The sequence below is a fragment of the Kribbella sp. NPDC059898 genome, assembly GCF_042730855.1.
In the GTDB taxonomy this organism is placed as follows: domain Bacteria; phylum Actinomycetota; class Actinomycetes; order Propionibacteriales; family Kribbellaceae; genus Kribbella.
Window position 1 is genome coordinate 1 of the sequence record NZ_JBHWKR010000011.1, and the last position, 22,689, is coordinate 22,689.

The 22,689-nt window shown below is 68.2% G+C and carries 23 protein-coding genes; 10 read left to right on the forward strand and 13 right to left on the reverse strand.

Annotated elements, in window-relative coordinates; translation table 11 throughout:
• Nucleotides 1-55: 55 nt before the first annotated feature.
• Entirely contained in the window at nt 56-976 is a 921-nt protein-coding gene (locus ACFV9C_RS29535) for an endonuclease/exonuclease/phosphatase family protein (protein ID WP_380199123.1), read from the reverse strand.
• A 237-nt stretch (nt 977-1,213) separates the two neighbouring features.
• Between ACFV9C_RS29535 and ACFV9C_RS29540 the strand changes: the two genes are divergently transcribed.
• From ACFV9C_RS29540 to ACFV9C_RS29550, 3 genes are read left to right on the forward strand one after another with little or no spacing between them, the layout of a single operon-like run.
• Complete coding sequence (locus ACFV9C_RS29540) at nt 1,214-1,807, forward strand: hypothetical protein (RefSeq protein ID WP_380198792.1); 594 nt, start codon at nt 1,214-1,216, stop codon at nt 1,805-1,807.
• A gap of 3 nt (nt 1,808-1,810) precedes the next feature.
• On the forward strand, nt 1,811-2,281 hold the full coding sequence (locus ACFV9C_RS29545; protein ID WP_380198793.1) for a cupin domain-containing protein: 471 nt from the start codon (nt 1,811-1,813) through the stop codon (nt 2,279-2,281).
• A gap of 10 nt (nt 2,282-2,291) precedes the next feature.
• Nucleotides 2,292-2,711 carry a carboxymuconolactone decarboxylase family protein gene (locus tag ACFV9C_RS29550; protein WP_380198794.1) on the forward strand — a complete coding sequence of 140 codons (420 nt, stop codon included), beginning with the start codon at nt 2,292-2,294 and terminating at the stop codon, nt 2,709-2,711.
• A 248-nt stretch (nt 2,712-2,959) separates the two neighbouring features.
• Here the strand turns inward: ACFV9C_RS29550 and ACFV9C_RS29555 are convergent, their stop codons facing one another.
• From ACFV9C_RS29555 to ACFV9C_RS29585, 7 genes are all read right to left on the reverse strand, one after another.
• Nucleotides 2,960-3,973 carry an ABC transporter substrate-binding protein gene (locus ACFV9C_RS29555; protein ID WP_380198795.1) on the reverse strand — a complete coding sequence of 338 codons (1,014 nt, stop codon included), beginning with the start codon at nt 3,971-3,973 and terminating at the stop codon, nt 2,960-2,962.
• A 32-nt stretch (nt 3,974-4,005) separates the two neighbouring features.
• Complete coding sequence (locus tag ACFV9C_RS29560) at nt 4,006-6,309, reverse strand: glycoside hydrolase N-terminal domain-containing protein (RefSeq protein ID WP_380198796.1); 2,304 nt, start codon at nt 6,307-6,309, stop codon at nt 4,006-4,008.
• Complete coding sequence (locus ACFV9C_RS29565; protein WP_380198797.1) at nt 6,309-7,970, reverse strand: ABC transporter substrate-binding protein; 1,662 nt, start codon at nt 7,968-7,970, stop codon at nt 6,309-6,311. Before ACFV9C_RS29565 ends, ACFV9C_RS29560 begins: the two co-directional genes overlap by 1 nt.
• 20 nt (nt 7,971-7,990) lie before the next feature.
• A complete protein-coding gene (locus ACFV9C_RS29570) occupies nt 7,991-8,884 on the reverse strand; it encodes a carbohydrate ABC transporter permease (RefSeq protein ID WP_380198798.1) in 894 nt (297 codons plus the stop codon).
• Nucleotides 8,881-9,879: an ABC transporter permease gene (locus ACFV9C_RS29575; RefSeq protein ID WP_380198800.1), complete on the reverse strand. Its 999-nt coding sequence runs from the start codon at nt 9,877-9,879 to the stop codon at nt 8,881-8,883. Before ACFV9C_RS29575 ends, ACFV9C_RS29570 begins: the two co-directional genes overlap by 4 nt.
• Nucleotides 9,880-10,226: 347 nt before the next feature.
• Entirely contained in the window at nt 10,227-11,120 is an 894-nt protein-coding gene (locus ACFV9C_RS29580) for a phosphotransferase enzyme family protein (RefSeq protein WP_380198801.1), read from the reverse strand.
• A gap of 160 nt (nt 11,121-11,280) precedes the next feature.
• Nucleotides 11,281-12,267 (reverse strand): TerC/Alx family metal homeostasis membrane protein, encoded by a 987-nt coding sequence (locus ACFV9C_RS29585; protein WP_380198802.1) that lies wholly within the window; start codon nt 12,265-12,267, stop codon nt 11,281-11,283.
• Between the two features lie 288 nt (nt 12,268-12,555).
• On the opposite strand from ACFV9C_RS29585, the gene ACFV9C_RS29590 reads away from it, so the two are divergent.
• Both ACFV9C_RS29590 and ACFV9C_RS29595 read left to right on the forward strand, forming a co-directional pair.
• Nucleotides 12,556-13,107, forward strand: coding sequence for a TetR/AcrR family transcriptional regulator (locus tag ACFV9C_RS29590; protein WP_380198803.1), 552 nt, complete (start codon nt 12,556-12,558; stop codon nt 13,105-13,107).
• The gene (locus tag ACFV9C_RS29595; protein ID WP_380198806.1) at nt 13,104-14,609 is read left to right on the forward strand and encodes an MFS transporter; all 1,506 of its coding nucleotides are present in this window, start codon (nt 13,104-13,106) and stop codon (nt 14,607-14,609) included. Before ACFV9C_RS29590 ends, ACFV9C_RS29595 begins: the two co-directional genes overlap by 4 nt.
• Nucleotides 14,610-14,853: 244 nt before the next feature.
• Here ACFV9C_RS29595 and ACFV9C_RS29600 read toward each other — a convergent pair whose 3' ends face one another.
• Nucleotides 14,854-15,156, reverse strand: coding sequence for a hypothetical protein (locus ACFV9C_RS29600; RefSeq protein WP_380198807.1), 303 nt, complete (start codon nt 15,154-15,156; stop codon nt 14,854-14,856).
• Here ACFV9C_RS29600 and ACFV9C_RS29605 point away from each other — a divergent pair.
• The 3 genes from ACFV9C_RS29605 to ACFV9C_RS29615 all read left to right on the forward strand — a co-directional run bounded on the left by ACFV9C_RS29605 (nt 15,143) and on the right by ACFV9C_RS29615 (nt 18,774).
• Nucleotides 15,143-15,745 carry a cell wall protein gene (locus ACFV9C_RS29605; RefSeq protein WP_380198808.1) on the forward strand — a complete coding sequence of 201 codons (603 nt, stop codon included), beginning with the start codon at nt 15,143-15,145 and terminating at the stop codon, nt 15,743-15,745. The two genes, ACFV9C_RS29600 and ACFV9C_RS29605, sit on opposite strands and share 14 nt — an antisense overlap.
• Before the next feature lies 1 nt (nt 15,746).
• Nucleotides 15,747-16,553, forward strand: a complete 807-nt coding sequence (locus ACFV9C_RS29610) for a MauE/DoxX family redox-associated membrane protein (protein ID WP_380198809.1) — start codon at nt 15,747-15,749, stop codon at nt 16,551-16,553.
• Between the two features lie 178 nt (nt 16,554-16,731).
• The gene (locus tag ACFV9C_RS29615; RefSeq protein ID WP_380198810.1) at nt 16,732-18,774 is read left to right on the forward strand and encodes a PQQ-dependent sugar dehydrogenase; all 2,043 of its coding nucleotides are present in this window, start codon (nt 16,732-16,734) and stop codon (nt 18,772-18,774) included.
• Here the strand turns inward: ACFV9C_RS29615 and ACFV9C_RS29620 are convergent.
• From ACFV9C_RS29620 to ACFV9C_RS29635, 4 genes are all read right to left on the reverse strand, one after another.
• Nucleotides 18,749-19,705 (reverse strand): zinc-binding dehydrogenase, encoded by a 957-nt coding sequence (locus tag ACFV9C_RS29620; protein WP_380198811.1) that lies wholly within the window; start codon nt 19,703-19,705, stop codon nt 18,749-18,751. The two genes, ACFV9C_RS29615 and ACFV9C_RS29620, sit on opposite strands and share 26 nt — an antisense overlap.
• A gap of 62 nt (nt 19,706-19,767) precedes the next feature.
• Complete coding sequence (locus ACFV9C_RS29625; RefSeq protein WP_380198812.1) at nt 19,768-20,043, reverse strand: TetR family transcriptional regulator C-terminal domain-containing protein; 276 nt, start codon at nt 20,041-20,043, stop codon at nt 19,768-19,770.
• A gap of 37 nt (nt 20,044-20,080) precedes the next feature.
• Nucleotides 20,081-20,587 (reverse strand): hypothetical protein, encoded by a 507-nt coding sequence (locus tag ACFV9C_RS29630; protein ID WP_380198813.1) that lies wholly within the window; start codon nt 20,585-20,587, stop codon nt 20,081-20,083.
• Entirely contained in the window at nt 20,584-21,093 is a 510-nt protein-coding gene (locus ACFV9C_RS29635; RefSeq protein ID WP_380198814.1) for an NUDIX domain-containing protein, read from the reverse strand. The genes ACFV9C_RS29630 and ACFV9C_RS29635 overlap by 4 nt, the downstream gene beginning before the upstream one ends.
• A 312-nt stretch (nt 21,094-21,405) precedes the next feature.
• On the opposite strand from ACFV9C_RS29635, the gene ACFV9C_RS29640 reads away from it, so the two are divergent.
• A complete protein-coding gene (locus tag ACFV9C_RS29640; RefSeq protein WP_380198816.1) occupies nt 21,406-21,828 on the forward strand; it encodes an iron chaperone in 423 nt (140 codons plus the stop codon).
• A gap of 2 nt (nt 21,829-21,830) precedes the next feature.
• Nucleotides 21,831-22,688: an alpha/beta fold hydrolase gene (locus ACFV9C_RS29645; protein ID WP_380198817.1), complete on the forward strand. Its 858-nt coding sequence runs from the start codon at nt 21,831-21,833 to the stop codon at nt 22,686-22,688.
• Nucleotide 22,689 lies beyond the last annotated feature (1 nt).

A 22,689-nucleotide genomic window follows, 5' to 3' on the forward strand; every position in this document is an offset into this window, starting at 1 on the left:
GGCTCCGCGCCGTACCGAGTGCCCCGCAGTAGGCGCGGAGCTCTCAGGCACCCTCTCAGAGGCGTAGCTCGGCCACGACCGGGCGGTGGTCGCTGCCGGTCGGGCTCATCACCCAGGCCTTGGTCGGCGTGATGCCGCGGACCAGGATGTGGTCGATCCGCGCCATCGGGAACGCCGACGGCCAGGTGAACCCGAACCCGGTCCCGGCCGCGCCCTGCGCCGACCGCAGCCCGACGGTCAGCGGCGCGAGGCTGCGGTCGTTGACCGTGCCGTTGAAGTCACCCATGACGATCACCGCGGACGACTTGTCCGCCGCGATCTGCTGCCCGAGCTCCTTGATCGTCCGGTTGCGCTGGTCGGACGTGAACCCGGTGGTCCCGACCCGCACCGAGGCCAGGTGCGCGACGTACACCGCGACCGTGCCGTTCTTCGTCCGGACCTCGGCGCGCAACGCCCGCGTCCAGGCGAACCCCACGTCCACCGACTTCGTCTCGACCACCGGGTACTTCGACCACAGCGCGACCGTGTCCCGGGTCACCTCGTACGGGTACGTCTTCGCGAACGCGGCCTTGTAGATCTTGAGGTCAGCCGCGGTGAGCTCCTCCAGCGCGACCACGTCCGCGTCCGCGCCGAGCAGATCCTTCGCGGTCCCTTGCGGATCCGGGTTCGCCGCGTCGACGTTGTGCGTCAGCACCCGCAGGTCGTACGCGCCGCCGTTCACCTTCCCCGGCAGCAACAGGTGGCCGAACATCAGTCCCCAGATCGCCGCGGGCAGCAACAGCGCGACACCGGCGGTCGCGGACCGGCGTACCAGCGCCGCGACGCCGAGCACCGGTACGGCGACGCCGACCCACGGCAGGAACGTGTCGAGCAGGCTGCCGAGGTTGCCGACCGAGTTCGGCACGCTGCGGTGGAAGATCAGCACCAGTCCCGCGAGCAGCGCCAGTACGGCGATCACCCAGCCACGGCGCCACATGCCACCGGTCTCCTTCCGCCGGCGCGCTGCTGTGCGCGTCGGCGGTCGCGAACGGGTGGCGACGGCGGTCTGGCGGTCCGGCATGCCTGCGATTGTTGCGGACGTCCGGGCCGGACCAAAGCCCGTGCCCGGTCAGGGACGGCATTTCATCCGTACGGACGAGCACGCGGCCACCGGAATGATGAGGATTCCGTGAGAAGTCTGGTGCCTTCGGGTGAGCTCGCCCACAATGCCGGTATGTCGATCAGCGAGCCGTTCGTCGTCAAACGCCACGGCCTGGGTACGACGAAGACCGCGCTCGCGCTCGGCACCGCGGTGTTCGGCGTACTGGTGCTGCTGACGCTCGGGATCGTCGTGGTGCAGACGATCCGCGGATCCTCGGTCCGCGGGCCGCTCGAGGCGGTCTGGCTGAGCTGGGGCGGTACGCCGCTGATCTTCGCGGTCGGCCTACCCGTACTGCTGCTGGTCGGCGCGATCACCGCCCTCGAGGAACGCCGGGACCAGGACGCCGACGACGTACTGCTGACCGTCGACGACCAGGGGATCTCCCTCGGCGGCGAACAGCCCCGCACGATCCCGTGGGGCGAGGTCCGCGGCGTCTGCCGGGTCGAACGCCACGAGACCGAGGAGACCTGGGAGCCCCGGCTGATCGTGATGCTCGTCGACGAGGACGCCCTCCCCCGCAGCACCAAGGCCTGGGGCCCGTCCTGCCCCTGGCCCGGCACCCACGAGATCCTCGGCCGCACCCTCCCGTACGACGACCTCGCCACCGCCGTCGCCCAACGCGCCCCGCACGTCCCGGTCACCAACCGTGGCCGGGTGGAGGACTGATCGATGAAACCCTTTGCGGTACAGGCGGGTGACGGGGCGAAACACTCGACCCTGACCACCGGCTGGGGCCTCGTCAAGGCCGACACCGCCGGCACCAACGGCGCACTGACGGTGATGGAGTTCGTCATCCCTCCGTACGAAGGTCCGCCGGTGCACACCCACGTCCGCGAGGACGAGGTCTGGTACGTCCTGGCCGGTGCCTTCCGGTTCAAGGCCGGCGACACCATGCTGCGGGCGACGACCGGCGGGATGGCCTTCGGGCCTCGCGGGGTTCCGCACGCCTTCCAGAACATTGGCGACACCACCGGCCGGCTGCTGGTGATCACCACCCCGTCCGGGCTGGAGCGCTTCTTCGAGGAGACCGGCAAGCTGTCCCGGCCGGTCGACCCGGAGGAACTCGCTGCCGTCGGGCATGCCTGCTGGATCGAGTTCGCCGGACCGCCGCTCGACGTCTCGGACCCGCTGCCGCGTTAGCGTCGGGGACATGGCAGCTCCCGACATCAACAGCCCGGAGGAACAAGCCCGCTACCAGCGCGGCCTGGAGGTTCTCACCACGATCGACGGCGGCGGCGCACCCGCGGTCATGGAAAGCCTCGGCGACATCGCGCCCGCTCTCGCACATCACATCGTCGCGTTCGGCTTCGGTGACATCTACGCGCGGCCGGCGCTCGTACCACAGCAGCGGCAACTGATCACGCTCGGCATCCTGGCCGCGCTGGGTGGCTGCGAACCCGAACTGGAAGTCCACGTCCGCACGTCCCTCAACGTTGGCCTAACCCCCGAACAGATCGTCGAAACCTTCATCCACACCGCGGGCTACGCCGGCTTCCCCCGCGCAATCAACGCGATCGGAGTCGCAAAGAAGGTCTTCACACAGCAGGGTCTCTTGCCTGTCAGCGAATAAACAGCAAGATTCCAATACCGACACCAAAAACACAGTCCACCCGCGCAGGCACTCACCCGCGCACCCACCAGCTGTCACAGCACCTGACAGCCCCCTCACCCACGCGCAGGCACTCCCCCACACCCACCAACCGTCACAGCACCTGACAGCTCCCCACCCGCCACCAGACAGTCCACCCGCGTGCAGGTACACACCCGCACCCACCACAGCACCTGTCAGCTGTTAGCGCTCCCCCGGCACAGCACCTGTCAGCCCTTGGCGCCGAGGTACTTCTCCAGGTCGGTGAGAACAGCCATCGCGCCGATCGGGCCGAGGCCGAGGAACCAGACCTCGTCGTCGACGCGCTGGGACTTGCCCGCCTTGACGGCCGGCAGCGACTTCCACAGGTTGCCGTCGACAACCTTCGACTCGTCGGTGGTGTCCGGCTTGCCGTAGCTGGAGTAGAAGATCCAGTCGCCGTCGGCCTTGCCGATGTTCTCCTGGGACACCTCGACGGCGAGGTCCTGGACGTCCTGGAGCTTCGGGCGCGGCAGGCCGATGTCCTTCAGGATCACGCCGATGAACGACAGGTTCCCGTACAGCCGGATCTCGCCCGGGCGGAACCGGACCAGCGAGATCGTCGGCGTACCCTCGACCTTCGTCTTCACGTCGTTCGCGCGGACCTGGTAGCCGTTCAGGATCGCCGTCGCCCTGGTCTCCTCGCCGACCGCGTCCGCGACCAGCAGGAAGTTCTCCTTCCACGGGAACCCGGGGCGGATGCTGAACACCGTCGGCGCGATCGCGCTGAGCTTGTCGTACAGGTCCTTCGCGCGCAGCTTGCTGCCCAGGATCAGGTCGGGCTTCAGCGCCGCGATCGCCTCCAGGTTCAGCTCGCTGATCCCGCCGACGGTCTTGATCCCCTGCGCTTTGCCGGCGAGGTACGACGGTACGCCGTTCTGCCCGGCGGTCGTGGCCATCCCGACCGGGGTGATGCCGAGCGCGAGCACGTCGTCGAGCTCGCCGCTGTCGAGGACGACGACCCGCTCCGGCTTCTTCTCGAGCCTCACCGAGCCGATGGCGTCCTTCACCGTCCGCGGGAACACCCCCGGCTGGGCGTCCGAGCCGAGTTTCGCGGTCTCCGCGTCGGCGGTCTTGAACAGCCGCCCGCCGGTCGCCACTTCCTTGTCACCGACGCCGGTGTCCGCACTCTTGGTGTCCCCGCCGCCGCAGCCGGCCAGCGCGAGTACGGCGGCCGAGGCGACGATCCCGATCAGCTTCTTCACAGAGGCTGACCCTACAACAAGACAAGTTAGGGTCACCTAACCAGGTCCAGCAGTTGACCGGCCGCCAGCTCCACGGTCCGCTCCCCGTCCGGCAGCGCGATCCGATAGATGCCGGCCGCGGTCGCCCGTACGACGGCCTCGGTCAGCTTGCCGTCGCGCCAGGACACGTCGAACACCAGCCCGCCCCGCGCCCGCAGCCCGCGGAACGACCCGTCCGGCCACTCGGCCGGCAGCGCGGGCAGGACCCGGACGACGTCGGTGTGGCTCTGCAGCAGCAGCTCCGGGAGGCAGCCGGTCAGGCCGAAGTTCGCGTCGATCTGGAAGATGTCGCCGTCGCGCGACAGCAGATTGTTCGACACCAGCCGGCTCAGGTAGTCCTGGATCACCGCGACCGCCCGCGACGGCTCGAACAGCCGCGCCCACAACGCCACCAGCCACGCCGCGGTCCACCCGCCGTTCACGGCACCGTCGGTACGCCGTTCCAGCGAGGTACGCGCCGCCTCAGCCCACTCCGGCGTACGCACCGGATCGATCTCCGCGCCCGGGTACAACCCGTACAGATGCGACTGATGCCGGTGATGTACTTCGGACGGCTCCCAGTCCGTCGGCCACTCGTGCAACCGCCCGTCCGGAGTGATCCGGATCTCCGGCAGCCGGTCCCGCGCGGCGGCGGCCCGCTTCGCGAGCTCCGAGTCCAGCCCCAGCGCGGCCTCCGCCGCACGCAGGTTCGCGAACAGCTCGCGGATCAGCCAGATGTCGTACGTCGACGTCAGGTCGACCGACGCCTTCTCGCCCGACGGCAGCAGGAAGTGATGCTCCGGCGCAGTCGACGGAACGAACTGCAGTACGCCGTCCCGGTCCTCGACGAGCATCGCCAGGACGAACTCGGCCGCGCCCGCCAGTACCGGATACGCCCGCTCGCGCAGGAACTCCAGGTCGCCCGTGAACCGGTAGTGCTCCAGCAGATGCGCGGTCAGCCACACCCCGCAGGTGGCACACATCGCCCAGACCGGGTCGTCCCCGCCGTCGCCGACGGGCCAGGTCGCCCGCCAGATGTCCGCGTTGTGGTGCGCGACCCAACCGGGCGCGCCGTACAGGATCCGGGCCGTCTCGGCGCCGGACTCCGCGAGTCCCTCGAGCAGGTCGGTGAGCGGTTCGAAGCACTCGCTCAGCCCAGTGAGGTCGGCGAGCCAGTAGTTCATCTGGGTGTTGATGTTGTTCGTCCAGTCGCTGGCCCACATCGGGCGCAGGTCCTGGTTCCAGATGCCCTGCAGGTTGGCGGCCTGCGTGCCGGGGCGGGAGGACGCGATCAGCAGGTACCGGCCGAGGTTGAAGGCGAGCGCGACCAGATCCGGATCGTTCGCCCCGGCCGCGACCGCTTGCAGACGTTCATCTGTCGGATTGTTGACAATCGACCCGAGCTCGAGCGACGCCCGGTCGTACAGCGCCAGGTGGTCGTCCAGGTGCCGCGCGCGAAGCGTGTCCTCGGCGCCCGGATCCAGCGCGCCGACCGACTCCAGCACCGCGACCGCTTCGTCGAAGGCGACGCCGGGGTCCCGCCCCGGCGGCACCGACCACCCGGCGAACGTACTCGCCGCCGCCAGCACCACCGTCACCCGCGAAGCCCCCCGCACCACAACCCCACCGGCATCCCCGTCGGCAGGTATCGTCACCGCGCCGTCCGAGAACACCCGCAGCGCGACCCCGAAACCAATCCCGCGCCCGTCCTCGTAGCGGACCGGATCCGCCGACTGCCGGTACTCGATCGTCAGGTCCGACGGCGCCCGCCCGACGACCCCATAGGTGCCGTCGGCAACCACAGCCCGCACCGGATGCCGACTCTCCAACCCCACCGTCAGGTCAACAACAGGATTGTCGGCAATCAGCGTCCACACCAGCACCTGGTCCGGCGCCGACACATACGTCTCGCGCCGGTACCGCACGCCGTCGACCGTGTAGTCGACGGCGGCGATCCCGGTCCGCAGATCCAAACTCCTCCGGTAGTCCGCAGCATCCTCGACGTCGCTGGTGATCACCAGGTCCGCGAGCGGCTGGTACGACTCCACCAACGGTCCCTGCAACGCCCGGGTCCGCTCGGTCGCCGCCAGCTGATCACCTTCGTCCAGCAGCAACCGCCTTACGTCGGCCAGCACCGCCGGCCCATCCGGGACGGTCAAGGTCCGCGGACCGTCCCCGGACCAGACATCGTCGAGGTTCAGCACGATCCGCTCGTCAAGAACCCGCCCGTACACCTTCGCGCCGAGGTGCCCGTTGCCCAGCGGCAACGCCTCGAACCAGTCCGGCGCCGGGCTGCGGAACCACAGGAGGTGGGACACTACTTCGAACCGCTCTTGTACTTGTCGTACGCCTGCTGGTTGATCTGCAGGTACCGGGGCATGCCCGTACTGTCGAGCCCCTTCACGTAGGCGTCCCAGTCGGTGTCGAGGTTCTTCGACCCGGTGATGAAGGCCAACTGGTTCTGGTTCACATAGGTGTTCAGGTTCGTCTGCAGCGTGGCGAGCTCACCGCTCAGGCTCGGGTCCGGCCACATGAACGACTGCGGGAACCACTGCGACTTGTCGACATGTCCCTCGTACTGCTTGGTCGCCTCCCACAGCCGCCGCTCCAGGCCGGCGCCGGTGTAGATGTCCTTCGGCACAACCTGTGCGTTCCGGTAGGCGAGCGTGTTGTTGTACTGGCCGAGCGCACCCCAGCTGATGTTCTTCGGCGCGTCCTGCTTCGGCTTGTACAGCGGCGTGGTGCTGGCGTCGAGCGCGATGTCACCAGGGCCAGGCTTGGTCCAGCCGACACCCTCCGGGCCCATGTTGCTGATCTCCTGGCCCTCGTCGGTGTAGATCCAGTCGAGCATCTTGATCGCCGCGACCTGAGCCTCCTTGCTGGCCTTGTTGGTCAGCATGAACGTGTACCCGGTCGAGGTCGGGTGGTTGTAGCCCGTGTAACTCTTGCCCTCCGGACCCGTCAGCGGCGGTACGGAGTCGTACTGCTTGTCCCGCCCGTCCTTGGAGTCCAGCTGGACGAAGATCCCCGGCCAGAGCACCGGCACGGAGCCGAGTACGACGGCCTTCGGGTTGTTGCCCTCGGCCTGCAACGCCTGCGCGTTCTGGGTGAACGCGGCCTGGTCGATCAGCCCGTCCTTGTACAGGCCGTGGATGTACTTCAGGCCTTCCTTCCACTGGTCCGAGGTGACCGGCGTGACGACCTTGTCGCCGTTCAGCGTGAGCAGCGACCGGACGCCGTTGTTCGCCCCGACCGGGTCGTACGCGAACGCGTTCATCAGGTACGCGATCAGGCTGCTGTCCTGGACGTCGGTGGTCATCGGGATCTCGTCGGCCTTGCCGTTGCCGTTCGGGTCCTTGGTCTTGAACGCCTCGAGCACGTTGCGCAGATCGGCGGTCGTCTTCGGCACCTGCAGGCCGAGCTTCTTCAGCCAGGAGCTGTTGATCCACAGCTTGTCCGGGTACGTGCAGTGGAAGCAGTCCGCCCACTGCGGCAGCGCGTAGATGTGACCGTCGGGTGCGGTCGCCATCTCCTTGTACTCCTTGTTGGTGTCGAGCACCTTCTGGATGTTCGGCGCGTTCTGCTTGATCAGGTCCTCGAGCGGCACCGCGACGCCCTGCTGGCCGAGCTTCAGCACCTCGGCCTGGGTGAACGCGTCGACCCACGGGATCAGGAAGAACAGGTCCGGGTAGTCGCCGCTGGCCAGCGCGATCTGCCGCTTCTCCTTCGCCGGACCGGCGTCGTACGTCGTGGTCTGCCAGCGGAACTGGATCTTGAACTTGTCGCTGATGATCTTGGTGACCGCGTTGGTCTCCAGGTTGGTGCTCTGGTCCGACGGGGTGAAGGTGTCGATGATCACCTTGCCGTCGGACGTCGTCTCGTTCGCGGCACCTTTGGACGATTTGTCCGAGCTGCACGCAGCCAAGGCGAGCGCGCCGGCAGCTGCCAGCGCCACGACCTTGCTCACGGATGAGCGCATTGCGGTGTTCCCTTCTGAACTTAGCCTTTGACTGCGCCGACCATCACGCCCTTGGTGAAGTGGCGCGCGACGAACGGATAGATGACCAGTACGGGCAGGCTCGAGATGACGATGAGCGCGTACTTGAGGACGTTGGCCAGCTGTTGCTGTTCGAGCTGCTGGGCCAGACTCGTCGTGGTGGTGGACCCGGTGAGGGTGTTCAGGATCAGCACGTTCCGGAGCACGATCTGCAACGGGTACAAGCTGGGGTCCTTGAGGTAGATCAGGGCGTCGAAGTAGCTGTTCCACTGGAAGATCGCGTACATCAGCGCGATCACCGCGATCACCGGCTTCGACAGCGGCAGCACGATCGACCACAGGAACCGCAGGTCGCTCGCACCGTCGATGGTCGCGGCCTCGTACAGCTCGTCCGGGATCGTCGAGCGGAAGAACGTGCGGGCGATGATCACCTGCCAGACGCCGATCGCGCTCGGGATCACCATCGCCCAGCGGGTGTTCAGCATCCCGAGGTCCTGGACCACCAGGTACGTCGGGATCAGGCCGCCGGAGAACAGCATCGTGAAGATCAGCACGCTCATGATCACGTTCCGGCCGAAGAACGTCCGGCGCGACAGCGGGTACGCGATCGCGATCGTCAGCGTGACGCTGATCAGGGTGCCGCTGATCGCGTAGATGAACGAGTTCAGGTAGCCCTTCATGATCAGCGGATCGCTGAAGGCCTCCTGGTACGCCTTGATGCTCGGCTCGACCGGCCAGAGCAGCACCTTGCCGGCGCTCACCGCGGACGGGCTGCTGAACGAGTTCGCGACGATGTAGATCAGCGGGACCGCCACCATGATCAGCGCCAGCCAGAGCATGATCTTCACGCCGGTCAGGAAGATCTTGTCGGTCCGGGTCTCTTCGATCGTGCTCATGACCACAGTCCGTTTCCGGTGATGCGCTTGGCGGCGAAGTTCACGCCGAGCAGCAGGAAGAGGTTGATCACCGAGTTGAACAGCCCGATCGCCGTCGCCATGCTGAAGTCCGCGTTCAGCAGACCGGTCTTGTACACGTAGGTGGCGATGATCTCGGACTGCGCGGTGTTCAGCGGGTTCTGCAGCAGGAACGCCTTCTCGAACCCGATCGACATGATGTTGCCGACGCCGAGCACCAGGATGATCACCGCGGTCGGCATGATGCCCGGCAGGTCGACGTGCCGGATCCGCTGCAGCCGGCTGGCGCCGTCGATCCGCGCCGACTCGTGCAGCGCCGGGTCGATCCCCGCCAGCGCGGCCAGGTAGATCACCGCGGAGTACCCGGTGGTCTGCCACACGTCCGACCACACGTAGATGTGCCGGAAGTAGTTGGGGTTCCCCAGGAAGTCGATCTGCGGTACGCCGAACAGCCCGATCGCGTCGTTCACGAACCCGAGCCGCGGCGACAGCACCAGGATCGTCATCGAGACCACGACCACGGTGGAGATGAAGTACGGCGCGTACGTGACCAGCTGGACGGTCTTCTTGAACCGGCCGTTGCGGATCTCGTTCAGCGCGATCGCCAGGATGATCGGGATCGGGAAGCTCGCCAGCACGGTGTAGACCGAGAGCAGGAAGGTGTTCTTCACCAGGGTCCAGAACACCGGGTTCTGGAAGAACAGCTCGAAGTTCTTGAACCCGACCCACGGGCTGCCCCACGGTCCCTTGACCGGGCTGTAGTCCTTGAACGCGATCACGGCGTTCGCGATCGGGATGTACTTGAAGATCACGAAGTACGCGAGCGGTACGACGACCAGCAGGTAGAGCTGCCAGTGCCGCCGCAGACTCCGCCCGGCCTGGGTCCGGCGGCTGGTTCGCGGTGGTTTCCGGGCGGCCGTCTCCGCCCGCGGTGCCGCACCAGCCGGCGCCGGTTTCACCTCGAAGGTTGCGCTCACTCCGCTTCCTTTCCCTCACGCGCTGGAGTGGAACCGATATCCGATAGGATCTCGGGTTTCGCTATCCCGGAGGATGACACAGAACCACCGGGGAGCGGAAGACTTCCGGCCGCTGTCGATACCGGACGGTGACCGAGGCGCCCGAATCCCTTGCAGGTAAGGGTTTTCCGAAGTTGCCGCTAGCAACTACAACCCGACGGACACACCAATGATCCGATGGCAGGCCATCGGATCTGGGCGCACCTCAGCAGGGCCCGGAGTCGCTCTGAGCCACCGACACCGAACCGCTGCGCAATTTATTTCTTCGGTTAACTATATGGCAGTCAACCCGCCCGCGACGGCGGCTGTCAAGACCCGGCCGCGGACAGGTGCCGGGTGATCATCGCCTCGTCGAACCGGCCGCCGCGTTGCCCGTCCCAGAGACCGGCCATCACCATCAGCACCTGCAACACAACCTGCAACGGAGCGATCGCGGCCAGCTCCCGATCGCTCAGCGGGTACCGCGTGGCCCGCTGGTACCCGTCGACGAGCGCGGGCGCCTGGTCCACCCGCGCGATCACGAACTCCCAGGCCCGGCTGTCCGGGTGCGCCAGATCGAAGTCGATCACCCCGGCGAACTCGCCGTCGTCCCCGAAGTGCACGTTCCAGCGCGCGAAGTCGCCGTGCACGATCGACTGCGGCAGGTCGAGCAGCCCATGCTCGGCGACGAGAGCCTTGGCCCGCGCCATCGCCCGAACCGCCCGGTCGGCGAGGTCGGGGCGCTGGCCGCGGAGCAGCTCCACACCACGGCCCCAGCCTTGGAACTCCCCCATCGCGTCCAGGTCCGCCGCCTGGAAGAACCCTGGCCGGGACCCCGTACCCACCTCGCAGTTGGTGAGATCCGCATGCAGCCGAGCCAGCAACTCCCCTCGCTCGAACTGCTGCTGCGCCGTCTCCTCCTCATGCGGCCGTCCTGGGACGAACCGCGTGACCGCCCACAGCCGACCCTCGTGCCACACCGGACCCGCCACAGGGGCCGGCACCGTCCACCCACGCGCCGTCAGGTGCTCGAGCAGCTGGGTCTCGAAGGCGAGATCGGGCTCGGTCCGGAGCACGTGGTACCGCCGGAGGATGTGGTGCTCGCCGCCGCGCGTCCACAGATGCCAGTTCCCGTTCCCCGCCGACTCGTCGTCTCCGGGGCGGGTCGGCTCCAGCCGGTCGGCCTGGAGTCCGAAGGCGTCGAGGGGCGGTGTGCTGAGCATCCCGCCATCGTCGCAGGTCGGTAGCGGAGCGTGGTCGGCAGCAGACCAAAACCTGACCCGACCATCACGGGGGAACGGCCGGGCCAGGCACTTTTGATGATACCCCTGATCACCGAACGGGGTCGGGCAATTCGGCGGCGGACGCGCCGGGTGATCCGCGTCAGTCCTCGATCTCGACCCGGACGGCTTCGCGGCGGTTGTCGCGGGAGGACTTGAGCAGGCTGACCACCGTGGTCACGAACAGCGTGCCGACGATGAAGCCGAGTGAGGTGAGGATGCCGATGTGCGGCAGGTGGATCGCGCCGATGTCGTCGATGTGCGAGCCGTGCAGCGCCTCGACGATCAGCTTCACGCCGATGAACGCGAGGATCACCGACAGCCCGACGTTCAGGTAGACGATCCGCTCCAGCAGGCCGCCGATCAGGAAGTACAGCTGCCGCAGCCCCATCAGCGCGAACGCGTTCGCGGTCAGCACGATGTAGGCGTCCTGGGTGAGCCCGAAGATCGCCGGGATCGAGTCCAGCGCGAAGATCACGTTCGCCATCCCGATCGCGGCGATCACGATCACCAGCGGGGTCAGCTGCCGTTTGCCGCTCGCCCGGCTGACGAGCTTCTCCCCGTCGTAGTCGTGCGACAGCGGCAGCACCCGGCGCAGACCTCGCAGCGCGGCATTCTCCTGGAAGTCCGACTCGTCGTTCTCACCCTCGAGTACCAAGCGGACCGCGGTGTAGACCAGGAACGCGCCGAAGATGTAGAACACCCAGCTCGCCGCCGAGATCGCGGCCGCGCCGGCCAGGATGAAGATCGCCCGGAGCGCCATCGAGACCACGATCCCGACGTACAGCACCTTGTCCTGCGCCAGCGCCGGTACGGCGAACCGCGCCATGATGATCACGAACACGAACAGGTTGTCGACGCTGAGGCTGTACTCGGTGATGTACCCGGCGACGAACTCGCTGCCCGACTGCCCCGGGCTGAACAGGAACAGCCCGAGCGCGAACAGCCCGGCGAGGGCGACGTAGAACAGCACCCAGCGGGTCGCGTCCTTGATCGTCACGGTGTGGTTGCGGCGGGCGATCACGATCAGGTCGAAGGCGACGATCGCGAGCAGCCCGGCGATGGTCAGCACCCAGACCAGCGGGGACATGTCGGAAACCATGACGAACCTCCGGACGTCGGCATACGGCAGCGTGGTCCGGAGGTCTCTCCCACCCGAACGACCCTGGAACTCGGTCAGTCGGGCCGGCAGCACCGGTTCGGCCGTCCAGGCCTCCCGTGATGACGACGCTGCCGCGAAGGGATACTCCCCTCCTCAAACGCGCCCAGTGTAGTCGGTCCAAGCGCGTTCTCAGCAAATGTATACCACATACAGCCTACCGAACAGCTCGCACTCCGCTATGAGACAAAGATGTCTCATATGAGCTATCCTTGTCTCATGGCTGTTGATCGAGAGCACGTACTGCGCGCCGCCGCGACCCTGCTGATGCGGAAGTCCACGGCGACCATGGACGAGGTCGCCCGGGCCGCCGGGATCAGCCGCGCCACGCTGAACCGGCAGTTCGCCGGGCGGGACGCGCTGGTGCGGGCGCTCGAGGACCTCGGCATCGCGGAGTGCGAGGCGGCCGTGGCCCGGGCGGCGGTCGACGACGGCCCGGTCGCGGACGCCGTACGCCGGCTGGTCCGCGAGCTCGAGCCGGCCGCCGGGCTGCTCGCGTTCCTGTACTCCGAGAACCAGCTCTTCGAGGGCGACGAGCAGAACGAGGGCTGGGCCCGGCTGGACGCGCGGATGGTGGACCTGTTCCGGCGCGGTCAGGAGTCGGGCGAGTTCCGGATCGACCTCAGCCCGGTCTGGCTGACCGAGGCGCTGTACGGCCTGCTGGTCTCGGCGGCCTGGGCCATCTGCGAGGGCCGGGTGGCCCCGAAGGACTTCACCACGAACATCGCCGAGCTGCTGCTCGGCGGCGCACTACGGAGAGAACAGAAATGAAGCAGCAAGCAGACACCCGCACCCAGTCGGCGCGCTGGTTCGCGCTGGCCGTCCTGGTGCTGGCGGTCCTGCTCGTCGCGGTCGACGCCACCGTGCTCGGGCTGGCCACGCCGTTCCTGACCGAGGACCTGAAGCCGTCCGGCACGCAGCTGCTCTGGATCGGCGACGCGTACTCGTTCGTGCTCGCCGGCCTGCTGGTGTCGATGGGCAGCCTCGGCGACCGGATCGGCCGCAAGCGGATCCTGCTGATCGGCGCGACCGCGTTCGGCGCGCTGTCGGTGCTGAACGCGTACGCGAACTCGGCCGAGCTGATGATCGTCGCGCGCGCCCTGCTCGGGGTCGCCGGCGCGACGCTGATGCCGGCCACGCTGGCGCTGATCCGCAACCTGTTCCACGACCCGCGCGAGCGCAGTCTGGCGATCGGTATCTGGGGTGCGGCCGCGTCGGCCGGGATGGCGATCGGCCCGATCGTCGGCGGCGTACTGCTGGAGAACTTCTGGTGGGGCTCGGTCTTCCTGATCAACCTGCCGGTGATGGCCGTGCTGGTGATCGTCGGCGCCCGGCTGCTGCCGGAGTCGCGGAACCCGCAGCCCGGTCCGTGGGACCTGGTCAGCGTGGTGTTGTCGATGATCGGCATGGTCGGGATCGTCTACGCGATCAAGGAGTTCGCGGCGCACGGGTTCGCGTGGGTGCCGGTCGCCGCGGGCGTGCTGGGCCTGCTCGCGCTGTACGGTTTCGTCCGTCGTCAGCGGCGGCTGCCGATCCCGTTGCTGGACCTGTCGTTGTTCCGCAGCCGGGGCTTCAGCAGCGCCGTACTCGCGGATCTGCTGACGATCCTGGGGTTGTCCGGGCTGATCTTCTTCCTGTCGCAGTACCTGCAGCTCGTGCAGGAGCGGCGGCCGATCGAGGCCGGGCTCGCGGAGTTGCCGGCCGCGATCGGGTCGATCGTGGCGGGGTTGCTCGCCGGGCAGGTGGCGCGGCGATTCTCGGTCCGGGCAGTCGTCGCGGGCGGGTTGGCCGCGATCGGGCTGGCGCTCGCTTCGCTCACCACGATCAGCCAGACCACCGGGTACCCGTTGCTCGGCGCGGCGTTGCTCGTCGTCGGCGCGGGCGCCGGGTTCTCGTTCACGGTGACGGCCGACGTGATCCTGTCCGCCGTACCGAAGGAGCAGGCCGGCGCGGCGAGCGCGGTGTCGGAGACGGCCTACGAGCTGGGTACGGCGCTCGGGATCGCGCTGCTCGGGTCGATCGTGACCGGGGTGTACCGGGACTTCCACGGACCTGCCGGTACGCCGGCAGCCGCGCCCGAGTCGCTGGGTGGTGCGGTCGAGGCGGCTGCCCACCTTCCGCCGGCGGCCGCGGCCGAGCTGCTCGACGCGGCCCGGGACGCCTTCGCGCACGGCGTTTCGATCGCCGCGGGCGTGGGTGCCGTCGTACTGCTCGCGACCGCAGTGGCGGCGTGGTTCCTGCTCCGCGGACAGCGGCTCAGCACCGAACACTAGGCAAAAAGTTTCCGTTTCTTCGGTTAGCCCTGGGAGATTTCGCCGGATCGGAGTACAAAGAGTTCCAGTAGGTCTTACCGCCCCTAGACCTGGAGGAATCTCTCATGGCCGGAATCACTGCCGAAGCATCATGGTTCTGTTGCGGGAACGCATGGGGACCCTGCGGAACCGCCGGGCACGGCGCCTGCGGCACCTGCAACTCGGGGAACATGCAGCACGCGTGGCCGAACACCTCGGACGGGTGCTACGCGATCACCCATCCCGACACCTGCGGAATCACCGGAATGTCCCGGCGTACCTGCGGTTTCAGGCACGCCACGACCAGTCTCTGCACCGGGAACCGGATCGTCACGTCGATCGCCGACTGCGGTCCGCAGACCGACCTGTTCTGTGGTGAACGCACCTGCTGCGGCGGGAAGTGCGCCTCGAACCGGGTCATCGACTTCACGCCGGCCGCGTTCACCGCGCTCGCCGGCAGCCTGAACAGCGGCTTGACGCCCGTGACCATCGACGTGGCCTGAGAGGAGACCGAGATGCCTACCACCATGGACCGCCGCTCGCTCCTGTCCCGCGCCGCGCTCGGCGCGACCGGCCTGATCGCCGCCACCTCGATGGGTGCACTCGCCCCCGAGGCCGCCTTCGGCGCCACCCACCAGTACGCCGATCCGGGTCAGCCGGACCCGAACTTCGCCGAGGGCCTGATCACCGGCCGGAACCAGGATCTCCTGCAGGCACAGGGATCCGACGGCCGGCTGCACCGGATCCAGCTCACCGGGTCGACCAGTGTCTGGAAGCTCCGCCCGACCACGATCGACCAGGCGAAGATCGGCGACGGCCTGTACGCGCGCGGCGTACTGCTGCCGGACGGGATCCTCGCCGCCGAGGCGATCTGGGTGAACATCGTCAACCTGACCGTCGCGATCACCTCGATCAGCCGCGGCGGCGTGGGGTTCGACCACCACGGGCAGAAGGTCGTCGGACACGTACAGGCCGGTACGACGGCGGCCGTGTACAACGGGACGCCCGCGGTGTCGGACCTGTCGATGCTCAAGGTCGGCCGGCACGCCCAGGTGATCGGCGCCTGGCGTCCCGGGACGAACGAGATCGACATCGCCACGATCTACACGTCGAACTGACATGGGTACCGCACAGCCGCTGCTCATCGGCCTGATACTCCTGTGGTCCGCCTACGCCAAGTTCAGATCCCCCGACCAGGCAGACCGCACCGCCCTTCCCCGCCTCCTGGGCGAGCCCCAAGCCAGGCCCGCCTACCTGGCTGTAGCCACCCTCGAGACACTCATCGCCCTCGCCCTTCTGCTACCACCCGTCTGGGCAATCGAAGCCTTCGCCGCTGTCGCATTGTCCGTCGGCTTCGTCGCCTTCCTCACCTACTCGAAGGTCGTCGTACCAGAGGCTTCCTGCGGCTGCGCGGGAAAGTCCGCCAAACCCGTCGGCACCCGCGCCATCGCCCGCGCATCGTTGCTACTGGCAACATCAATCGCGGCGACGTTCGCCTCCGCCGGCTGGTGGACCGCCGGACGGTGGTTGCCGGTACTGGTCGTGGAGGCGGCAGTATTCGCGATGCTGTCCGCCGAGCTCGACCGCTACTGGCTGCTCCCGCTCCGCCGGTTCCGCGTCCGCCTCAGTCATCCCTACGCCGGCACGGCGTCCGGCAACACCCCGCTCGCCGCCACCCAGCGACGAGTCCTGCTCAGCCCGGCCTACCGCGCGGTCGACGGGCTGCTGCGTTCTGATATCCACGACTACTGGGACGAGGACGACTGGCGGTTCGTGAGTTACGCCGCCCGGTACGACGGGCGCCGCGCGACCGCGGTCTTCGCCGTACCGCACGAGGACTCCACGCCGGAGTCGATCCAGGTCGCCGTCGTCGACGACGCGGGTTTGACGGTGTATCGGCCCACCGTCCTGGCGACGACCGGATAGGCGGATCGCCAGGCCATCACCATCGCACCCTCGCCGCTCCCGGCACGCTCGTCGTGCCGGGAGCGGCGCTGTTGTGATGGCCTGGCGATCCGGGCTGTTGACAGCGGCCGTAATCATTAGGAAGCTTTCCTAATAGTTACGTGCACCTCCTCCGCCCCGGACACTTCAGGAGACCCGCATGACATCCCGCCTGTTCGCGGCGGCGATCGCGCTCGCCGCCGGCGCGCTCACGCTGACCGCGCTCCCCTCCGCCACCGCCGCGTCCACCGACTACCAGGCCGAGGACGCGGCCATCTCGCAAGGCGTCGTCGAGTCCAACCACACCGGCTACACCGGCACCGGCTTCGTCAACTACGACAACCTCGCCGGTGGGTACGTCGAGTGGACCGTCAACGCCCCGGCCGGCCCGGCCGAGGTCACGTTGCGGTACGCGAACGGTACGACGGCCACCCGCCCGCTGGACTTCACCGTCAACGGGCAGCCCGGCGCCGTCGGCATCACGTTCCCCGGCACCGGCGCGTGGACGACCTGGAAGACCAAGACCGTCCGCCTCCAACTCGTCGCCGGTACGAACAAGATCCGCGCCCGCGCGACCAGCGCCGACGGCGGGCCGAACGCCGACAAGCTGACCGTGACACCGACCACCGATGACACCACTCCCCCGTCGGCGCCGGGGAGCCTGACCGTCAGCGACCTGAAGCCGAACGCCGCGACCTTCCACTGGACCGCCGCCACCGACAACGTCGGCGTGGTCCGGTACGAGATCAACCGCGGCGGCAACGTCCTGAAAGTTGTCGACGGCAACACCTTGTCGGCGACGGTGGACACGTTGACGCCGAACACGGCGTACGACATCTCGGTCGGTGCGTTCGATGCCGCGGGCAACGCTTCGCAGCAGAGCAACGTGGTCACGTTCACGACACCGGGCAGCGGTGACACGCAGCCGCCGACGGTACCGGGCAACCTGCGTTCGACCGGGCTGACCGCGAACAGTGTGTCGCTGGCGTGGAACGCGTCCACCGACAACAGCGGAACGATCGCGGCGTACGACGTCTATCAGGGCTCGACGAAGGTCGCGTCGACCGGTTCGCTGACCACGACGGTGACCGGGCTGACCGCGAACACGGACTACACCTTCACCGTGCAGGCGCGGGACCCGGACGGGAACTCGTCGGCGGCGAGCAACGCGGTGACCGTCCGTACGTCGGCGACCGGCAGCGGCGGGATCCCGGCGTACGACAAGGACATCGCGAAGGTCGATCTCGGGTGGAGCGTGGCGTTCCTGCCGGACGGGTCCGCGCTGGTCACCGAACGGGACCGGTTCGAGGTACTGCGGGTAACGCCGAGCGGGCAGAAGACGACGCTCGGGAAGGTGCCGGGCGTGGTGACCACCGACGGTGAGGGCGGTCTGCTCGGGGTCGCGCTGTCGCCGAACTTCGCCGCCGACCACTGGGTGTACTTCTACCACACGGCGTCGGCCGACAACCGGATCGTGCGGATGAAGTACGAGAACGGTCAGCTCGCCACCACGTCCTCGCCGGTACTCACGGGACTCGCTAAGAACCGGTACCACAACGGCGGCCGGATCGCGTTCGGGCCGGACGGGAAGCTGTACGCGACCGTTGGTGACGCCAAGAACTCCGGGAACGCGCAGAACAAGAACTCGCTGAACGGCAAGATCCTGCGGATGAACCCCGACGGTACGCCGCCGACCGACAACCCGTTCTACAGCAGCGGCGGGAACGCGCGGTACGTGTGGAGCTGGGGGCACCGCAACCCGCAGGGGCTGGCGTGGGACTCGCGCGGGCAGCTGTGGGCGTCGGAGTTCGGCGAGAACAGCCAGGACGAACTGAATCTGATCCAGAAGGGCGGCAACTACGGCTGGCCCGCGTGCGAAGGGACGATCGGGGACTGCGGCGGGTACGTCGCGCCGAAGCGCACCTGGCCGACGTCGCAGGCCGGACCGAGCGGGATCGCGATCGTCAACGACTGGATCTACATCGCCGGGGTCACCGGTGAGCAGCTGTGGGTCACGAAGATCAACTCGGCCGGCACCGGCGTCGGCACCCCGCAGGCCGTCTTCTCCGGGCGCTGGGGCCGCCTCCGCAGCGTCACCCACTCCCCTGACGGCGGGCTCTGGCTGACGACCACCAACAACGACAAGAACGGCGGCACACCGTCGACGATCGACAATGTCATCGTCCGCCTGAAGTTCCCGTGACCAGGAGGGTCTTGCCGAGCGTGCGGCGAGCTTCGATCGCCGCATGCGCTTGCGTTGCCTCCGACAACGAGAACGTTTGACCGATGGCGGGAGTCAGCCTGCCGTGCGCCAGTTCGCCGAGCGCACGGCGGGCGAGCTCCCGCCATTCGCCTGGACCCGGCTGGAAGATGCCGGCCGTCGTGACGTCGTCTCGATCCTCGACCGGCACGGTGAAGTCACCACTCGCCGAGCCGTACGCCAGGAATCGTCCACCGGGCCGGGTGAGCTCGTACGCCGCACGGCCGATCGCGCCGCCCGTGGCGTCGAAGACGATGTCCACCGGCTCGACCTCGCCGGTCCAGCCGGGAACGGAGTAGTCGGCAACCTCCCGCGCGCCCAGCTCCTCGGCGCGCCGGAGCTTCACCGCACCGCGCGCCGCCGCGACCACCGTGGCGCCCGATGCCGACAGCAACGGAATCAGCCAGTTGCCGAGATTGCCGGTCGCGGCCGTCACCAGCACTCGTTCCCCTGGTGCGACCTTGCCGCGCTCCAGCTGCGCGAGCGCCGTGGCGCCGTCGTGCAGCGCCGTCAGCGCCAACCACGGTTCCATCGCGTCCGGAATCGGGAAGACCTCGGCCTCCGGTACGGCGGCCCGCTCGGCGTAACCGCCGCCGGCGTACGTTCCGATCCCGCCGGTGCCCGCGATCACTCGACGGCCGGCCAGCTCGGTCCCGGATCTCACCACCCCGACGACTCCGGCTCCGGGCACGAACGGGAGCTCGAGTTCGAAGTACTCCCGCCCCCAGCCGGCCCGGAGCTGCGTGTCCAGGAAGAGGACCTCGGCCGCGTCGACCTCGATCAAGACCTGCCCCGGACCGACCGTCGGCTCCGGGACCTCGACCGTCTCCAGGACCTCGGGTCCGCCGAAACGTCGTACCTGTACCGCGCGCACGTCGTACCTCCCTCGCTCAGTGGCAACGGGTTACGACACTAGGACCTCAACTAGTGTTGAGGTCAACCACCGAGGACGCGATCGAGGAATCGGTCGAGCAGGCGGAGGGCGTGCGGTTCGTCCAGCTGGTCGAGCAGCAGCTCCGTCTGCAGGCCGAACGCGAACGCGATCAGCAGTTCCGCATCCGCGAACGCGTCGTCGGACGTCGTCGCCGGGTTCGCGCCGAGGATCGACGCGATCAGGGACTCCAGCGCGGGGTCCGCCGTACGGGCGATCTCCCGCAGCTGCGGGTCGGTGAGGAAGCGGACGAAGTACGCCGAGTGGACCCTCGGCGCCATCGCCGGCGCCCGCCGCCCCAAGGCCGAAGCCGAATAACTACCTGCCGGTCAGCACGAACTGCTCGCATTCCGGGTGGAAGGCGGCGGCGCGGTGGACGGCTTCGGGGAGGGGGATGTTGTCCGTGCGGAGGAAGAAGAAGTTGGTGACGAAGGCGAGGGCAGCGGTGCCGTCCGGGGCGGCGGTGGGTGCGATGTAGTGGGTGGCGCCGGCCTGGTGGAAGGCCGGTGCCAGGCGGGCGGTTTCGCAGCCGAGGTTGATGATCGTCTTGCCGTCGAGGTGAGCGCGGGTGCGAACGTCGTCGGCGGTGATGGGTGGTTCTTGGGGGACGAGGATCGTGCCGTCGTCGCCGTGGCAGGACAGTACGACGGTGTCGTCGGTGGGGAGGTCGCCGGCGAGGAGTTTGACGAGTTCGGCGCGGGAGCCGACCCAGTGGGTGGTGGTGCGGTAGTTGAAGCCTTCCAGGATGGCGCGGACGGCGTTCGCCTCCAGGGCGTCGCCGAGGGCGATGATCGTGAGGTCGGACTTCGCGACGTACGGGATCATCGGGCGCGGCCGAAGTCGGTGTACGCCGGGTGGCCGGTGGCGAGGGAGAGTTCGGCGGCCGTCAGGCGGCGGGCCATCGAGGGGCGGAGGTGCGGGACGGCCTCGGTGAGGGTGAGGAAGTGGTACGCGCGGGCCTCGGTGGGGTCGAGCGTGAGGGTGGGCGCGTCGAGGACGCCGCCGTCGAAGACGAACGCGAGCGCGTCGGACCACGGGCCGTGCGCGGGCACCCAGTCGACGACCAGCAGGCGGCCGATCTCCAGGTCGAGGCCGATCTCCTCCTTGACCTCGCGGCAGCACGCCTCGTACGGCGACTCGTCGTACTCGACGATGCCGCCGGGGATGTCGAGCGTCGGCTTGTACGTCGGCTCCAGGAAGAGGATCCGCCCGGCCCGGTCGCGGATCAGCGCACCACCGGCAGCGGTCTTCCGCGGCAGCCGAGCGGCGATCCCCGGGTTGAACTCCTTCTCCGGCTCACCCTCGGCAACAAGATCACTCTCTCGGTCCACCGGTCCAGTGTCACCTGAGAGGGAGGTACAGCGATGCGTCGAGGACGATCCGCCAAGGGGCACTGGTTCGGAACGGTGGTCGTCTCGGCATGCTCCGCCGCGTCGCCGGGCGGAACGACCGACAGGTAGAGCACCTGTGAGACACCGTACGCAGATACAAGATCACGCTCAGGTGCACTACCCAGCCGGTCAATACCTCCTGTCGGAATCCACACCGCCCTGCGGCGACCCGCGGTCGGTCAGGATTCGAGAAGCGCTGGGGGTGGCGTGGCTCTTAGTGTTCTGAGCAACGACGAAACGAAAGGCACTCCGATGGCAACCACGAAGAAGCAGTCGTACACCGGGTTCACCAAGGCCGAGCAGGACGCGATGAAGGAGCACGCGAAGGACCTGAAGAGCAACCAAGACCCGGCCGTCGCGCAGGCCGAGAAGATCGCCGGGATGGCGGACGCGGACCGCGCGATCGCCGAGCGGCTGAACGAGCTGATCCTCGAGGCGGCGCCGGAGCTGAGCCCGAAGCTCTGGTACGGGATGCCCGGCTGGGCGCTGGACGGCAAGCTGATCTGCTTCTTCCAGGACGCGGCGAAGTTCAAGTACCGGTACGCCACGCTCGGCTTCAGCGACAAGGCGCAGCTGGACGACGGCGACCTGTGGCCGACGTCGTACGCGCTGACGCAGCTGACCCCGGCGCTCGAGAAGCAGATCGTTGCCCTGGTCAAGAAGGCGATCGGCTGACCGTGACCGATCCGGTGGCGGAGGCGTTCGCAGTACTCGTCGGTGGGGGTCTCGCCCGGCGGGAGCTCGACCGCGGCGGCGGCCGCATGCTCCGCTGGGTCGAGGCCGGGCGCGGTACGCCGGTGGTGCTCGAGGCCGGGGCGATGTCGCCGGTGGCGTCGTACGCCGCGGTGTTCCGGGAGTTGGTGCCGGATCATCGGGTGATCGCGTACGACCGGGCCGGGTACGGCGTGAGCGATCCCGCGCCGCTGAGTGTCGAGCTGCAGGTCGGTGATCTGGTCGCGCTGCTCGCCGAGGTGGGTCCGGCAGTGCTGGTCGGACAAAGCTGGGGCGGGCTGCTGGCACAGTTCGCGACCTGGGAGCGGCCCGACCTGATCCGCGGCCTGGTCCTGCTGGACCCGTCCCACGAGTCCTACTGGGACGACGCCGACCGGATGCCACGCCCGGACCGAACCAAACCCCCAGCGACCAACCCGCGCCACCAGGAGCTCCTCGACGCGGCGGAGGAACTGGCCAAGGACATCGCCGGCGACGAGCCCCATCTCCGCGAGGCCTGTCTGTCCTATCTGGAGACGGACGAGCAGTCGTACACGTATCTGGACGAGTTCCCGATGATCCTCGACAGCCTCGACGAGCTGCGTGCGAGGCGGGAGCGGGGCGTGTGGACGGGGCTTCCCGTCGTTCTGCTGACGGCTACCAAGGGTCGCGCGCCGGAGTGGACGCCGCGGGTGATCGCGGCGCAGGAGCAGCTGGCGACCGAGTGCAACGGGCGGCACCAGGTGGTCCCGGACTCGAGCCACTACCTGCAGATCGACGTACCGGAGCTGGTGATCGCCTGCGTCCGGGAGGTAGGCCCCTGAG